Genomic DNA, 16279 nt, shown 5'->3' on the forward strand with positions numbered 1-16279 from the left:
AGTGGCGCGCCCATCCGTTACCATCGCCGCACGTTTTCGGGCACGCGCATAAAAAAGAGAGGCCGGGATGTACATCTATCGCTTGGTCCTGCTCCTGGTAGTGGGGATTTATCTGTTCTCCCCGGCCATCATGGATTGGTGGATCGACGCCACTGGCGCCTGGTATCGCCCTTATCTGCTCTGGCTGATTCTGATCGTCGTGACCTTCATCCTGCAGAGCCAAAAAGATGCCGATGAGCTTTAGCCTGACCCAGATGATCCTGATCAGCGCCGCGTACCTGGCGGTGCTGTTCGGCGTCGCCTGGATCAGCGAACGGGGCATGATCCCCCGGGCGATCATTCGCCACCCGCTGACCTACACCCTGTCGTTGGGTGTTTATGCCAGTGCCTGGGCGTTTTACGGCACGGTGGGCCTGGCCTATCAGTACGGCTACGGGTTTCTGTCCAGTTACCTCGGGGTTTCCGGGGCGTTTTTGCTGGCGCCGGTGTTGCTGTACCCGATCCTGAAAATCACCCGCACGTATCAGTTGTCGTCCCTTGCCGACCTGTTCGCCTTCCGTTTCCGCAGTACCTGGGCCGGGGCGCTGACCACCATTTTCATGCTGATCGGCGTGCTGCCATTGCTGGCCTTGCAAATTCAGGCGGTGGCCGACTCCATCGGCATCCTGACCCGCGAGCCGGTGCAACATCGCGTGGCCCTGAGCTTCTGCGCACTGATTACGCTGTTCACGATTTTCTTCGGATCGCGCCACATCGCCACCCGAGAAAAACATGAAGGCCTGGTGTTCGCGATTGCCTTCGAGTCGGTGATCAAGCTGATCGCCATTGGCGGCGTCGGCCTCTATGCCCTTTATGGCGTGTTCGACGGCCCGCAACAGCTGGAACTGTGGCTGCTGCAAAACCAGACCGCCCTCGCCGCGTTGCACACGCCGTTGCAGGAAGGTCCGTGGCGTACGTTGCTGCTGGTGTTCTTCGCCTCGGCGATTGTGATGCCGCACATGTACCACATGACCTTTACCGAGAATCTCAACCCGCGTTCGCTGGTCAGTGCGAGCTGGGGCTTGCCGTTGTTCCTGCTGCTGATGAGCCTGGCGGTGCCGCTGATTCTCTGGGCCGGCCTGAAACTCGGCGCCACCACCAATCCTGAATATTTCACGCTGGGCATCGGCATCGCCGCCAACAGCAAGGCCCTGGCGCTATTGGCCTATATCGGCGGATTGTCGGCGGCCAGCGGCCTGATCATCGTCACCACCCTGGCGCTGTCCGGGATGGCGCTGAACCATTTGGTGCTGCCGCTCTATCAACCACCGGCCGAAGGCAACATCTATCGCTGGCTGAAGTGGACTCGCCGGGCGCTGATCGTTGCGATCATCATGGCCGGTTACGGTTTCTACCTGTTACTGGGCGCCGAACAGGATCTGGCCAACCTCGGCATCGTCGCGTTTGTTGCCACGTTGCAATTCCTTCCGGGCGTGCTGTCGGTCCTGTATTGGCCGACCGCCAACCGTCGCGGCTTCATTGCCGGTTTGCTGGCGGGGATTCTGGTGTGGCTGGTGACCATGCTGTTGCCGCTGGTCGGCAATCTGCAGGGCTTCTACATTCCACTGCTGAACATGATCTACGTGCTGGACGACACCAGTTGGCACATGGCCGCGATCGCGTCCCTGGCCGCCAACGTGCTGATGTTCACCCTGATCTCGCTGTTCACCAACGCCAGCCCCGAAGAGGCCAGCGCCGCCGAAGCCTGCGCCGTGGACAACGTGCGTCGCCCGCAACGCCGTGAATTGCACGCCGCCTCGCCCCAGGAATTCGCCACGCAGCTTGCAAAACCATTGGGTGCCAAGGCCGCTCAGAAAGAGGTCGAGCAAGCCCTGCGCGATCTCTATCTGCCGTTCGACGAGCGCCGGCCTTATGCCTTGCGCCGTCTGCGTGACCGTATCGAAGCCAACCTCTCCGGCCTGATGGGGCCAAGCGTGGCTCAGGACATGGTCGAGACCTTCCTGCCGTATAAGGCCGGCGGCGAAAACTACGTTACCGAAGACATCCACTTCATCGAAAGCCGCCTCGAGGACTACCACTCGCGCCTCACCGGCCTTGCCGCCGAACTCGATGCCCTGCGCCGCTATCACCGCCAGACCTTGCAGGAATTGCCGATGGGCGTTTGCTCGCTGGCCAAGGATCAGGAAATCCTCATGTGGAACAAAGCCATGGAGGAGCTGACCGGGATTGCGGCGCAGCGTGTGGTCGGTTCGCGCCTGAGCACCATCGCCGATCCGTGGAAAGAACTGCTGCAAGGCTTCATCAATCTGCCGGACGAGCATTTGCACAAACAACACTTGGCCCTCGATGGCCAGACCCGCTGGCTGAACCTGCACAAAGCAGCGATCGATGAACCGCTCGCGCCGGGCAACAGTGGTCTGGTATTGCTGGTGGAAGACCTGACCGAAACGCAGATGCTCGAAGACAAACTGGTGCACTCCGAGCGCCTGGCCAGCATCGGCCGACTCGCCGCCGGCGTGGCCCATGAAATCGGCAACCCGATCACCGGCATCGCGTGCCTGGCGCAGAACCTGCGCGAAGAGCGTGAAGACGATAGCGAACTGAAGGAAATCAGCGGACAGATCCTTGAACAGACCAAACGCGTGTCACGCATCGTTCAATCGCTGATGAGCTTCGCCCACGCCGGCAGTCATCAGCACAGCGACGAGCCCGTCTGTCTGGCCGAAGTGGCTCAGGATGCCATCGGTTTGCTGGCCCTGAACCGACGCAATTTCGAAGTGCAGTTCTATAATCTGTGTGACCCCGATCACTGGGTCGAAGGCGATCCGCAGCGCCTCGCCCAGGTCTTGATCAACTTGCTCTCAAACGCCCGTGACGCCTCGCCTCCCGGCAGTGCGGTGCGGGTCAAAAGCGAAGCCGGCGAACACACGGTCGACTTGATCGTGGAAGACGAAGGCAGCGGAATTCCGAAGAACATCATGGACAGATTGTTCGAACCTTTCTTCACCACCAAGGATCCTGGCGAAGGCACCGGTCTGGGCCTTGCACTGGTCTATTCCATCGTTGAAGAGCATTATGGACAAATCACCATCGACAGCCCGGCTGATGTACAAAGCCAACGCGGCACCCGTATCCGGGTGACCTTGCCGCGTCATGTCGAAGCGACGTCCGCTGTGAACTGAGACCGTCGAGAGTATCGAATCAATGCCGCACATTTTGATCGTCGAAGACGAAACAATTATCCGCTCCGCCTTGCGCCGCCTGCTGGAACGCAACCAGTACCAGGTCAGCGAAGCCGGTTCAGTGCAGGAAGCACAAGAACGCTTCACTATTCCCACGTTCGACCTGATCGTCAGCGACTTGCGTCTGCCGGGCGCTCCGGGTACCGAGTTGATCAAGCTCGGCCAGGGCACTCCGGTGCTGATCATGACCAGCTACGCCAGCCTGCGTTCAGCCGTCGACTCGATGAAGATGGGCGCGGTGGATTACATCGCCAAGCCTTTCGATCACGATGAAATGCTCCAGGCCGTCGCGCGAATCCTGCGTGACCGTCAAGCTGTGCAAGCCAGCGGCGAACCTGCCGTCGGCAAAGCCGGCAATGGCGCGGCGAAACCGGGTGTCGATAACAGCAACGGCGAAATCGGCATCATTGGTTCGTGCCCGCCGATGCAGGACCTGTACAGCAAGATCCGCAAAGTCGCGCCGACTGACTCCAATGTCCTGATCCAGGGCGAATCCGGTACCGGTAAAGAACTGGTGGCCCGCGCCCTGCACAACCTGTCCAAACGCGCCAAGGCGCCGATGATTTCGGTGAACTGCGCAGCCATTCCGGAAAGCCTGATCGAGTCCGAACTGTTCGGCCACGAAAAAGGCGCGTTCACCGGCGCCAGCGCCGGGCGTGCCGGTCTGGTGGAAGCGGCGGATGGCGGCACCTTGTTCCTCGACGAAATCGGCGAACTGCCGCTGGAAGCCCAGGCCCGCTTGCTGCGCGTGTTGCAGGAAGGTGAAATTCGCCGGGTCGGTTCGGTGCAGTCGCAGAAGGTCGATGTGCGTTTGATCGCTGCGACTCACCGGGACCTCAAGAGCCTGGCGAAGATCGGCCAGTTCCGTGAAGACTTGTATTATCGCCTCCACGTGATCGCCCTGAAACTGCCGGCCCTGCGTGAGCGAGGTGCAGACGTCAATGAAATCGCCAATGCCTTCCTGGCGCGACAGAGCGCGCGGGTCAACCGCACCGACCTGAAGTTCGCTGCGGATGCCGAACAGGCGATTCGTCATTACTCCTGGCCGGGCAACGTGCGCGAACTGGAAAACGCAGTAGAGCGCGCTGTCATCCTGTGCGAGAGCCCGGAGATTTCCGCCGAGTTGCTGGGGATCGACATCGAACTGAGCGATCTGGAAGACGACGACTTCATCGGCCTGCCCCCGCAACAGGGCAACAACGCCAGCAATAACAGCCACGAGCCGACTGAAGACCTGTCACTGGAAGACTACTTCCAGCACTTCGTACTTGAGCATCAGGACCACATGACGGAAACCGAACTGGCCCGCAAACTCGGGGTGAGTCGCAAATGCCTGTGGGAACGTCGTCAGCGCCTGGGTATCCCGCGGCGCAAGACCGGGGTGGCCAGCGAGAGCTGAACCGCGCCTGTCTGATGTGTGGGTAACACGTGACTTTGTGAAAAAACTGTTACCTCACGTATTTCACGTAACAGAAGCCGGGGCTTACGGTAACGAAGCCCCGGTTTTTTTGGGCCTCGAAAAACCCCAGCAACCTGCCTAACCCCTTGTTTTACTGGGCCTCGCAAAAGTTGGCACGCACCCTGCTATATGTTCAGTACAAGAACAATAACAAGCAATGCACAAGACAATAAAAATAAGACGAATCGACTCACGCACAATAAAAACAAGACGGCGAGAGGCGCAGCTAACTGATTCTTTTGGAGAGGCGTTGTATTTGGGGCTTGCCCCACGACCAGGCCGAGAATAATAAAAAGCTGTCATAAGACAGTGCCTGAACTGGTTGGATCGAAAGATCACTGCAGCACAGCGACCAAAGCAATCCGTTTGCTCTTGGCTCCCGATTGGGAGGGTCATGAAGGAAAAACTTCATGGCGAGGGCACTTAACAAAAACAAAAAGCCCGAATCAAAAATAAAAATAGAGCATGCAACTACTTTCTTGGGGAGCTTCGGCTCCCCTTGTAGTTTCTGGCGTTTGAGCCTTGCAGCTGCACTGTGGCGAGGGGATTTATCCCCGTTCGGCTGCGAAGCAGTCGTAAAACCTGAACGCTCGGTCTATCTGAAGCACCGCGCAGTATGAATTCACGACTGCTTCGCAGCCGAACGGGGATAAATCCCCTCGCCACAGCGCGCTGCTCGACAGCTGCTACAGGGGCCGCTACACAGTCCCTTCCCAGATATGCCCTTCAAGCGCTTGCGCAGCTTCCTACACCATCCCCCGACTAAATGCTAGAATCCCGGCCCATCATGCGGTCATTCTTCGTTATGGCCGAACATTCCTTCAAACAGTGCATCCCATGCTGAAGAAGTTGTTCCAGTCATTCCGTTCTCCCAAGCGTCATACGCAACACATTCGCAGTACGCCTGAAGTGCTCAACAGCGGCCAACATTCGCTGCAAAAGGCCCAATTCAGCCGTTATGCGGTGAACATCGTCGAGCGCCTGCAGAACGCCGGTTACCAGGCTTACCTGGTTGGCGGCTGTGTGCGTGACATGCTCCTGGGCATCACGCCCAAGGATTTCGACGTCGCCACCAGCGCCACGCCTGAACAGGTTCGAGCCGAATTCCGCAACGCACGGATCATCGGTCGCCGCTTCAAACTGGTGCATATCCACTTCGGTCGCGAAATCATCGAAGTCGCGACCTTCCGCGCCAATCACCCGCAAAACGACGAGGAAGAAGACAGCAACCAGTCTTCCCGTAACGAGAGCGGGCGTATCCTGCGCGACAACGTCTACGGCACGCTGGAAGAAGACGCGCAACGCCGCGACTTCACCATCAACGCCTTGTATTACGACCCGGTCAGCGAACGCATCCTCGATTACGCCAACGGCGTACACGACATCCGCAATCACCTGATCCGCCTGATTGGCGATCCGAAGCAACGCTACCAGGAAGACCCGGTCCGGATGCTGCGAGCCGTGCGTTTCGCCGCCAAGCTGAATTTCGGCATTGAAAAACACAGCGCCCTGCCGATCCGTGACCTGGCGCCGATGTTGCGCGAGATCCCGTCAGCCCGCCTGTTTGAAGAAGTGCTCAAGCTGTTCCTCTCCGGCCATGCCGCGGACACCTTCGAGATGCTGGTCGACCTGCAGTTGTTCGACCCGCTGTTCCCGGCCAGTGCCGAGGCGCTGGAATACAACCCGACCTACACCCACACCTTGATCAGCGAAGCATTGATCAACACCGACCTGCGGATCAAACAGAACAAACCGGTGACCCCGGCGTTCCTGTTTGCAGCCCTACTGTGGCCTGCCCTGCCGGCTCGCGTACTGCGTCTGCAAGAACGTGGCATGCCGCCGATTCCGGCGATGCAGGAAGCGGCTCACGAGCTGATTGCCGAACAGTGCCAGCGGATTGCGATTCCGAAACGTTTCACCATGCCGATCCGCGAGATCTGGGACATGCAGGAGCGTCTTCCGCGCCGCAGCGGCAAGCGTGCCGACCTGTTGCTGGACAACCCGCGGTTCCGCGCCGGTTACGACTTCCTGCTGCTGCGCGAAAGCGCCGGCGAGCAGACCGATGGCCTGGGCGAATGGTGGACCGACTATCAGGACGCCAACGACAGCGAACGTCGTGACATGATCCGCGACCTCAGCGGCAAGGATGACGGCACCGGCGCTCCACGCAAACGTCGCCGCAGCGGTGGCGCCAAGCGTAAACGCGCAGCTGGCGCACCGAGCGCCACGGGCGAGTAATCCATGGAACGCATCTACATCGGCATGGGCAGCAATCTGGCTGACCCCGCCGAACAATTGCGCAGTGCCGTCGAGGCGCTGGCGCAGTTGCCGCAGACCGAGCTGGTCGCAGTGTCCGGGTTTTATCAAAGCGACTCACTCCTGCCCGGCCAACCGCGTTACACCAACGCAGTCGCGGCCCTCGAAAGTACGCTCCCACCGCTGGACCTGCTTGATGCGTTGCAAGCCATCGAGAACGAACAAGGCCGCGAGCGTCTTGAACGCTGGGGCCCACGTACGCTGGACCTCGACATCGTGCTGTTTGGCAATCGGCTGATCGACGAACCGCGCCTCAAGGTGCCTCACTACCATATGCAGGAGCGGGCCTTCGTTCTCTATCCACTGGCCGAACTGGTGCCTGAAGATCTGCGCCTACCTGATGGCCGCAGCTTGAACGAATTACTCGCAGCCTGCCCGTTCGTCGGCCTGGAACGCCTCCCCTGAACGCCGCCATTCCCCTGTAGGAGCGAAGCTTGCTCGCGAAAGCGCACTGACATCCAATATTTATGTCGACTGTCACACCGCTTTCGCGAGCAAGCTTCGCTCCTACAAAAATAGTGCATAGCCAGATCCCGACTGCTGAAACGCATCAGTTACCCCGGTAACACCCCACGCGTAACAATGCGGTAACACATGCAATTGACTTCCCGAGTTCTCCTCACGACTATAGGCGTCCCGCTGCCGCCAACACGGCGTTGAAGGGCGCAATCCAGGCCTTAAAAGCACGACAACAGAGCGTGCGCCTGTATTTAACGAAGAATCACGCGCGTTACTCGCAGTAGTTTCCAAGCGCCTGAATGAGGAACTTTTCATGCCAGCCATCACCCTGACCACTCTGCAAGGTCTGAAGCAAAAAGGTGAAAAAATCACCATGCTGACCTGCTATGACGCGACCTTCGCCCACGCCTGTAATGAGGCTGGCGTCGAAGTGCTGCTGGTGGGCGACTCCCTCGGCATGGTGTTGCAAGGTCACGACAGCACCCTGCCGGTGACCACCGCGGAAATGGCTTACCACGTGGCAGCCGTCAAACGCGGCAACGCCGATGCGTTGATCCTCGCCGACCTGCCGTTCATGGCCTACGCCACCACCGAACAAGCCATGGCCAACAGCGCCCTGTTGATGCAGGCCGGTGCGCACATGGTCAAGGTTGAAGGGGCATTGTGGCTCGCGGACTCGATCCGCCTGCTGGCCGAACGTGGTGTACCTGTGTGCGCACACATGGGGCTGACGCCGCAATCGGTGAACATTCTCGGGGGTTATAAAGTCCAGGGCCGCAGCGAGAACCAGGCGCGACAGATGCGCGCCGACGCCATAGCGCTGGAACAGGCTGGTGCATCCATGTTGCTGCTTGAGTGCGTACCGAGCGAATTGGCCCAGGAAATCACCCAGGCAGTGGGTATTCCGGTGATCGGCATCGGCGCCGGCAGTGACACCGATGGCCAGGTCCTGGTTTTGCACGACATGCTTGGCCTGTCGATTACCGGCCGCGTGCCAAAATTCGTAAAGAACTTCATGAACGGCCAAACCAGCATTCACGCTGCACTCAGCGCCTATGTCACTGAAGTCAAAGCAGTCACTTTCCCTGGGATCGAACACGGATTCTCTGCATGAACACCGTAAAAACCGTACGCGAACTGCGGGCCGCCGTGGCCCGCGCCCGCAGCGAAGGCAAGCGCATCGGCTTCGTGCCGACCATGGGCAACCTGCACAGCGGCCACGTTGCACTGATTACCAAAGCGTCCCAGCGGGCGGATTTCGTGGTCGCGAGCATTTTCGTCAACCCGCTGCAATTCGGCGCCGGCGAAGACCTCGACAAGTACCCGCGCACCCTCGCCGCTGACCAGGAGAAACTGCTCCAGGCCGGTTGCCACTTGCTGTTCGCGCCAACCGTCGAAGAAATGTACCCCGACGGCATGGCCGGCCAGACCCGCGTCAGCGTCCCGCAACTCTCCGAAGGCCTGTGCGGCGCCAGCCGTCCCGGGCATTTCGAAGGCGTGGCGACGGTTGTCAGCAAGCTGTTCAACATGGTTCAGCCGGACTTGGCGATCTTCGGCCAGAAAGACTTCCAGCAACTGGCGGTGATCAAATCCCTGGTCCATGACCTGAACATGCCGGTCCAGATCATTGGCGAACCGACCGTGCGTGCGGCCGATGGCCTGGCGCTGTCGTCGCGCAACGGTTTCCTCAGTGAAGAGCAACGGGCCGTTGCGCCGGTGGTGTATCGCGTCCTGAGCCAGATGGCCGAGGCGATCAAACAGGGTCAGCGGGATTTCCCGGCGTTGATCGACACACAGATCAAGCAGCTTGAAGCGGCGGGTTTGCGCACCGATTACCTGGAGATTCGTCACGCGCAAACCTTGCGCCCGGCGACCCCGGAGGATCGGGATCTGGTGATTCTGGTAGCGGCATTCCTGGGCACCACGCGGTTGATCGACAACCTGCACTTGAACCTCGACGCCCCCGCCTGAACACCGCAGAACAACTGTAGGAGCGAAGCTTGCTCGCGAAGAGGCAGTCACACTCGACATTTGCGTCGACTGATACGACGCGTTCGCGAGCAAGCTTCGCTCCTACAGGATATGCGTGGCTTCGCCCCCTTATTGCTGCCCTTTAAGCCTTCGGGCAAACTGCCCGCCGTTCGATTCCGACCTGGGAAAACACTCATGCACGCCATCATGCTCAAAGCCAAGCTGCATCGCGCCGAAGTCACTCATGCAGTACTCGATTACGAAGGTTCTTGCGCCATCGACGGCGAATGGCTGGACTTGTCCGGCATCCGTGAATACGAACAGATCCAGATTTATAACGTCGACAACGGCGAACGTTTCACCACTTACGCGATTCGTGGCGAAGAAGGCTCGCGCATGATTTCGGTCAACGGCGCTGCCGCGCACAAGGCCAAGGTCGGTGACCGTGTGATTATCTGCGCTTACGCGCATTACAGCGAAGCCGAGCTACTCAACTTCAAGCCGCGCATGCTTTACATGGCGCCGGGCAATGAACTGAGCCACACCAGCAATGCCATTCCGGTTCAGGTCGCCTGATCGAACCGACGCCTCTCCCGCTTGTCGAAACGTTCACTGCTGTGTGTATAAAAAAGTACCGGGAACGTGTTAGACAAAGTCAAGACAGATCGCAGCGCGAGGTTTACTGTATTCGCCCTGTGTCTTTGAATTCGAGTCGACGCAGTTGACCGGACGCCTGCCCACGGTGCTCCGGGATTTTCAGTGTTCAAAAAAGCCGTTCAAGTAAAAAGGAAACCCGCAGCGATGGCGTACTACCGCACTCCTCACGACGTTACCGCTCTGCCCGCCTGGCAAGCGTTGAATGACCACCGCCAAGCCATGCAGGATTTCAGCATGCGCGAGGCCTTCAATGCCGATCCGCAGCGTTTTACTCAATTCACCCTCAGCAGCTGCGGCCTGTTTCTCGACTACTCGAAGAACCTGATCAACGCCGAGACCCGCAATCTGCTGGTGGGCCTGGCCAATGAAGTCGACCTCAAAGGCGCGATCAAATCGCTGTTTGAAGGCGAAATCGTCAACGCCTCCGAGGGGCGCCCGGCCCTGCACACCGCTCTGCGCCGCCCGGTAGGCGACAAGCTGTCGGTCAATGGCGTCAACGTGATGCCTGAAGTGCACAAAGTGCTGAACCAGATCACCGACCTCGTTGGCCGCATCCACGACGGTTTGTGGCGCGGTTACACCGAGAAACCAATCACTGACGTGGTCAACATCGGCATCGGTGGCTCGTTCCTCGGCCCTGAGCTGGTGTCTGAAGCGCTGCTGTCCTATGCCCATAAAGGCGTGCGTTGCCATTATCTGGCGAACATCGATGGCAGTGAGTTCCACGAACTGACCATGAAGCTGCGCGCTGAAACCACGCTGTTCATCGTTTCGTCGAAATCCTTCAATACCCTCGAAACCCTGAAAAATGCTCAGGCCGCTCGCGCCTGGTACCTGGCCCAGGGTGGTTCGGAAGCCGAGCTGTATCGTCACTTCATCGCCGTATCCAGCAACAACGCGGCGGCCGTGGCGTTCGGTATCCGTGAAGAAAACATCTTCCCGATGTGGGACTGGGTCGGCGGCCGTTACTCGCTGTGGTCGGCCATCGGCTTGCCAATCGCCCTGGCCATCGGCATGTCGAACTTCAAGGAACTGCTGTCCGGTGCCTACACCATGGACCAGCACTTCCAGAGCGCGCCATTCGAGCAGAACATGCCGGTGCTTCTGGCCTTGCTCGGTGTCTGGTACGGCAACTTCTGGGGCGCGCAAAGCCACGCGATCCTGCCGTACGACCACTACCTGCGTAACATCACCAAGCACTTGCAACAGCTGGACATGGAATCCAACGGCAAGAGCGTGCGTCAGGACGGCACGCCGGTGTCCACCGACACGGGCCCGGTGATCTGGGGTGGCGTGGGTTGCAACGGTCAGCACGCGTATCACCAGTTGCTGCACCAGGGCACCCAACTGATTCCGGCCGACTTCATTGTGCCGATTGTCAGCTTCAACCCGGTCTCCGACCACCACCAGTGGCTGTACGCCAACTGCCTGTCGCAAAGCCAGGCATTGATGCTCGGCAAGACCCTTGCCGAAGCGGAAACCGAGCTGCGTGACAAAGGCATGAGCGAAGAAGAAGTGCACAAACTCGCGCCGCACAAGGTGATCCCGGGCAACCGTCCGAGCAACACCCTGGTGGTCGAGCGCATCAGTCCGCGTCGTCTCGGTGCGCTGGTGGCGATGTACGAACACAAAGTCTTCGTGCAAAGCGTGGTCTGGGGCATCAACGCCTTCGACCAGTGGGGCGTGGAGCTCGGTAAAGAACTGGGCAAAGGCGTCTACAACCGCCTGGTTGGCAGCGAAGAAACCCCGGCTGACGATGCGTCAACCCAAGGCCTGATCAACTACTTCCGCGGTCGTCACCGCGGCTAACCTGACGCCCCGCCCACAGGGTTTGTGCCAAGCACACATTCTGTGGGCAACACCAATCACTGTAGGAGTGAGCCTGCTCGCGATAACGGTTTGTCATTCAACATCGATGTTGACTGATCCACCGCTATCGCGAGCAGGCTCACTCCTACAGTTGTTTTGTGTATGACTTGAACCCGTTTGTCACTCGGCGCATCTTTAGATCTTGTCGCAAAACAAGAATAAGGAACCGTCATGTTCGATATCAGCACATTCCCCAAAGCCGATGCCGTCCGCCGGGCTGCAAACCTGAGTCAAGACGACTACCACCGCCTCTACCGCCAATCCATCGAACACCCCAGTGAGTTCTGGGCCGAGCAGGCCACCCGCTTTCTCGACTGGAGTACCCCGTGGGAAACCGTCCAGCGCTATAACCTGGAAACCGGCGAGGCCAGCTGGTTTGCCGGTGGCAAACTGAACGTCAGTTACAACTGCATCGACCGTCACCTGGAAACACGCGGCGATCAGATCGCAATCCTTTGGGAAGGCGACGACCCCGCCGAGTCCGCGCAGATCACCTACAAAAAACTCCATCACAACGTCTGTCGCCTGGCCAACGTGCTCAAAAGCCGAGGCGTTAAAAAAGGCGACCGCGTGTGTATTTACATGCCAATGATTGCCGAAGCGGCCTACGCCATGCTCGCCTGCACGCGGATTGGCGCGGTGCATTCGGTGGTGTTCGGTGGCTTCTCACCTGACTCTGTGCGCGACCGGATACTCGACGCCGACTGCCGCACGGTGATCACCGCCGATGAAGGTGTGCGCGGCGGAAAATTCGTACCGCTCAAGCAGAAAGTCGACCAGGCGCTGCTAAGTTGCCCGAACGTCAGCACCGTCATCGTCGTCGAGCGCACCCAGGGCGAAGTGGACTGGGTTGAAGGTCGCGACCTCTGGTATCACCAGGCGCTGCGCGATGTCAGCGACGACTGCCCGCCGGAACCCATGGACGCCGAAGACCCGCTGTTCATCCTCTACACCTCCGGCAGCACCGGCAAACCCAAAGGCGTATTGCACACCACCGGTGGTTATCTGCTGCAAGCGGCGATGACCTTCAAGTACGTGCTCGACTACCGCGATGGCGAAGTCTTCTGGTGCACCGCCGACGTCGGCTGGGTCACCGGCCACAGTTACATCGTCTATGGCCCGCTGGCCAACGGCGCGACCACGCTGATCTTCGAAGGCGTGCCGAGTTACCCGAGCAGTTCGCGCTTCTGGCAGGTGATCGACAAGCATCACGTCAACATTTTCTACACCGCCCCGACTGCGCTGCGCTCGCTGATGCGTGAAGGTCCGGAACCGTTGAAGGAAACTTCTCGCCAGAGTCTCAGATTACTCGGCAGTGTTGGTGAGCCGATCAACCCGGAAGCGTGGGACTGGTACTTCAACGTCGTCGGCGAGCAGCGTTGCCCGATCGTCGACACTTGGTGGCAGACCGAAACCGGCGGGATCATGCTCAGCCCGCTGGTCAGCGCTCAACGGATCAAACCCGGCTGCGCCACACAACCGATGTTCGGCGTGCAACCGGTGTTGCTGGATGAAACGGGCAAGGAAATCAAAGGCGCCGGCAGCGGCGTGCTGGCGATCAAATCCAGCTGGCCGGCGCAGATCCGCAGCGTCTATGGCGACCCGCAACGAATGGTCGACACCTACTTCAAGCCCTACCCCGGCTACTACTTCACCGGCGACGGCGCGCGGCGCGACGAGGATGGCGATTACTGGATCACCGGGCGCATCGACGACGTGATCAACGTTTCCGGGCACCGCATCGGTACTGCGGAAGTAGAAAGCGCGCTGGTGCTGCACAACAGCATCGCCGAAGCGGCCGTGGTCGGTTATCCCCACGACCTCAAGGGCCAAGGCATTTACGCTTTCGTCACACCCATGAACGGCACCGAGCCCAATGACGAACTGAAGAAAGAACTGCTGGCCCATGTCAGCAAAGAAATCGGCAGCTTCGCCAAACCGGACTTGATCCAGTGGGCCCCGGCCTTGCCAAAAACCCGTTCGGGCAAGATCATGCGGCGCATCCTGCGCAAGATCGCCTGCAACGAACTGGACAGTCTGGGTGACACTTCGACCCTTGCTGACCCGAGTGTCGTCCAGGAGTTGGTCGACAAACGCCTGAACCAATAAGCCCCGCGCGGCCAGTCATGGCCGCGTTTTATTTTCGCCACTGAGTTGCCATGGAATTCATCCGTACCCGCATCGAAAGCCAGCTCATGAGCCTGACCGGTCTGTCATTGGGCAAGCTCGACCTGGAAAATCCCAAAGGCGATCCCGGCCTGTTCGGTCCCGATTCGGTGAGTTGGCAAGTCCATGGTGATTTCAGCAGCATGCTCATCGGCGGCATTAGCGCGCTGATGCTGCAAGCTCTACATCCACTGGCCCTGGCCGGGGTTTGGGATCACTCGAATTTTCGCGAAGACATGATCGGCCGATTGCGCCGCACCAGTCAGTTTATCTCCGGGACGACTTTCGGTTCGAGCAAGGACGCCGACTGGCTGATCGAGAAGGTTCGCACCATTCACCTGCAAGTGGTCGGCATTGCACCAGACGGCCGGTCTTACGCCGCCAGCGATCCCGACTTGCTGACGTGGGTGCACGTGGCCGAGGTCAGCAACTTCCTCGCCGCGCATCTGCGTTATCGCAATCCGCACCTTTCATTGATTGATCAGGACCGTTACTACGGCGAAATCGCACGGGTGGCCGAACGCCTGGGCGCCCGCGATGTGCCGCGCAGCCGCAAGGAAATCGCTGATTACCTTGAACGAATCCGCCCGCAATTGCTGTGCGACCAACGCAGTCGCGAGGTGCTGCGTCTGCTGTTGAATGCGCCTGCCCCCAGTCGCCTGGCCAAACCGTTTGGCGGCTTGATGATGCAGGCCGGGATCGATCTGCTGCCGGACTGGGCCAGTGACATGCTCGACGTCAATCAGAACCCGTTGCGACGTCAACTGATCCGCGCCAGCGTCAAGCGCAGTGCGCCAATGCTGCGCTGGGCAATGCGTAATGGCTCGGTACAGCGGGCCAAGCGGCGGATGGGGTTGTTGACCTGACGCTCCGCACCCTGCGCCGCAAAACTCGTGGCGAGGGAGCTTGCTCCCGCTCGAGTGCGAAGCGCTCGCAAAATACTCCGACAAGTCTGAGATTTTGGGGCCGCTTCGCAGCCCAGCGGGAGCAAGCTCCCTCGCCACAGTGTTAAACTCCCGCGCCAAATTCCCTCCTGCAAGGCGCCCAGCATGTCTTCCTTGAATCAGGCGCTGTGCGCCGCCCTCGAACATCGCCAGGACCTGCTCGCCGAGCTGCATCAGCAAGACACCGATTGCTATCGCCTGTTCCACGGCAGCCAGGAAGGTGCCGGCGGCCTGACCATCGACCGCTACGGCCCGCAACTGCTGGTGCAAAGCTTCCATCAGGCGCTGGAACGTGATGCCCTGCTGCAACTGCACGAAACCATCAATCAACACCTGAGCCTCGAAACCCTGCTGGTCTACAACGACCGCTCCCGGGGCAATTCGCGCATCGACCGTGAAGACACCGTTTACCGCGCCGACGAAGCCGCCCTGCAAGACCTGATCGGCCACGAATGGGGCCTGAACTACCGGGTTCGCGGGCGTCACGCCGGTCAGGATCCGCTGCTGTTCCTCGACCTGCGTAACACCCGCGGCTGGGTCAAGGAGCACAGCAAAAACAAAAGCGTGCTCAACCTGTTCGCCTACACCTGCGGTGTCGGCCTGAGTGCTGCGGCCGGTGGGGCAAGCGAGGTGTGCAACCTGGATTTCGCCGAAGGCAATCTGGCGGTTGGTCGTGAGAACGGTCTGCTCAATCCGCAGCTGCCAGCGATGCAATTCATCCAGTCCGATTACTTCCCGGCCATCCGCCAACTGGCGGGCCTGCCGATCAGTCAGCGGCGCGGGCAGAAATTGCCAAGTTACCCACGTCTTGAACAGCGTCAGTACGACCTGGTACTGCTCGATCCACCGGCCTGGGCCAAGAGCGCGTTTGGCACGGTCGACCTGCTGCGCGACTACCAGAGCCTGCTCAAACCGGCGCTGTTGTCTACCGCCGACAACGGCGTGCTGATCTGCTGCAACAACCTGGCAAAGGTCAGCATGGACGATTGGCGCGAACAGGTTTTGCGTTGCGCGGAGAAGGCCGGGCGTCCGGTGCGTGAGTGGACCGTGATGAAACCGGGTGGCGATTTCCCGTCGATGGATCAGCAACCGCCGTTGAAAACATTGATTCTGCAACTCTGAGCACGCAGGAAATTTCCTACGCTGTTTTCTGAAAAAGCAGAACAGTGCGATCACTTCGGAACCGGAAACGCGTG

12 protein-coding genes are annotated in these 16279 nt (G+C 59.6%); all 12 read left to right on the forward strand.

Features of this window, described 5'->3' with window-relative positions; all coding sequences use genetic code 11:
• Window positions 1-67 precede the first annotated feature (67 nt).
• The 12 genes from ACYZTY_RS23910 to ACYZTY_RS23965 all read left to right on the forward strand — a co-directional run bounded on the left by ACYZTY_RS23910 (window position 68) and on the right by ACYZTY_RS23965 (window position 16205).
• On the forward strand, window positions 68-244 hold the full coding sequence (locus ACYZTY_RS23910) for a hypothetical protein (protein ID WP_003176118.1): 177 nt from the start codon (window positions 68-70) through the stop codon (window positions 242-244).
• Complete coding sequence (locus tag ACYZTY_RS23915) at window positions 228-3182, forward strand: sensor histidine kinase (protein ID WP_461955740.1); 2955 nt, start codon at window positions 228-230, stop codon at window positions 3180-3182. Before ACYZTY_RS23910 ends, ACYZTY_RS23915 begins: the two co-directional genes overlap by 17 nt.
• A gap of 22 nt (window positions 3183-3204) precedes the next feature.
• The gene (locus ACYZTY_RS23920; protein WP_461955741.1) at window positions 3205-4641 is read left to right on the forward strand and encodes a sigma-54-dependent transcriptional regulator; all 1437 of its coding nucleotides are present in this window, start codon (window positions 3205-3207) and stop codon (window positions 4639-4641) included.
• 897 nt (window positions 4642-5538) lie between these two features.
• Window positions 5539-6939: a polynucleotide adenylyltransferase PcnB gene (locus tag ACYZTY_RS23925; RefSeq protein WP_461955742.1), complete on the forward strand. Its 1401-nt coding sequence runs from the start codon at window positions 5539-5541 to the stop codon at window positions 6937-6939.
• Window positions 6940-6942: 3 nt separating this feature from the next.
• Complete coding sequence (folK, locus tag ACYZTY_RS23930) at window positions 6943-7422, forward strand: 2-amino-4-hydroxy-6-hydroxymethyldihydropteridine diphosphokinase (protein WP_461955743.1); 480 nt, start codon at window positions 6943-6945, stop codon at window positions 7420-7422.
• Between the two features lie 367 nt (window positions 7423-7789).
• Window positions 7790-8590 (forward strand): 3-methyl-2-oxobutanoate hydroxymethyltransferase, encoded by an 801-nt coding sequence (gene panB, locus ACYZTY_RS23935; RefSeq protein WP_461955744.1) that lies wholly within the window; start codon window positions 7790-7792, stop codon window positions 8588-8590.
• Window positions 8587-9447, forward strand: a complete 861-nt coding sequence (gene panC / locus ACYZTY_RS23940) for a pantoate--beta-alanine ligase (protein ID WP_461955745.1) — start codon at window positions 8587-8589, stop codon at window positions 9445-9447. Before panB ends, panC begins: the two co-directional genes overlap by 4 nt.
• A gap of 195 nt (window positions 9448-9642) precedes the next feature.
• Window positions 9643-10023 (forward strand): aspartate 1-decarboxylase, encoded by a 381-nt coding sequence (panD, locus tag ACYZTY_RS23945; RefSeq protein ID WP_003228271.1) that lies wholly within the window; start codon window positions 9643-9645, stop codon window positions 10021-10023.
• Window positions 10024-10248: 225 nt separating this feature from the next.
• Window positions 10249-11913 carry a glucose-6-phosphate isomerase gene (gene pgi / locus ACYZTY_RS23950; protein WP_461955746.1) on the forward strand — a complete coding sequence of 555 codons (1665 nt, stop codon included), beginning with the start codon at window positions 10249-10251 and terminating at the stop codon, window positions 11911-11913.
• Between the two features lie 231 nt (window positions 11914-12144).
• Window positions 12145-14082, forward strand: coding sequence for an acetate--CoA ligase (gene acs / locus ACYZTY_RS23955; protein ID WP_461955747.1), 1938 nt, complete (start codon window positions 12145-12147; stop codon window positions 14080-14082).
• Between the two features lie 50 nt (window positions 14083-14132).
• Complete coding sequence (locus ACYZTY_RS23960) at window positions 14133-15005, forward strand: oxygenase MpaB family protein (protein ID WP_461955748.1); 873 nt, start codon at window positions 14133-14135, stop codon at window positions 15003-15005.
• A gap of 183 nt (window positions 15006-15188) precedes the next feature.
• The gene (locus tag ACYZTY_RS23965) at window positions 15189-16205 is read left to right on the forward strand and encodes a class I SAM-dependent rRNA methyltransferase (RefSeq protein ID WP_461955749.1); all 1017 of its coding nucleotides are present in this window, start codon (window positions 15189-15191) and stop codon (window positions 16203-16205) included.
• Window positions 16206-16279 lie beyond the last annotated feature (74 nt).

It is taken from the genome of Pseudomonas sp. LB1P83 (genome assembly GCF_054897885.1).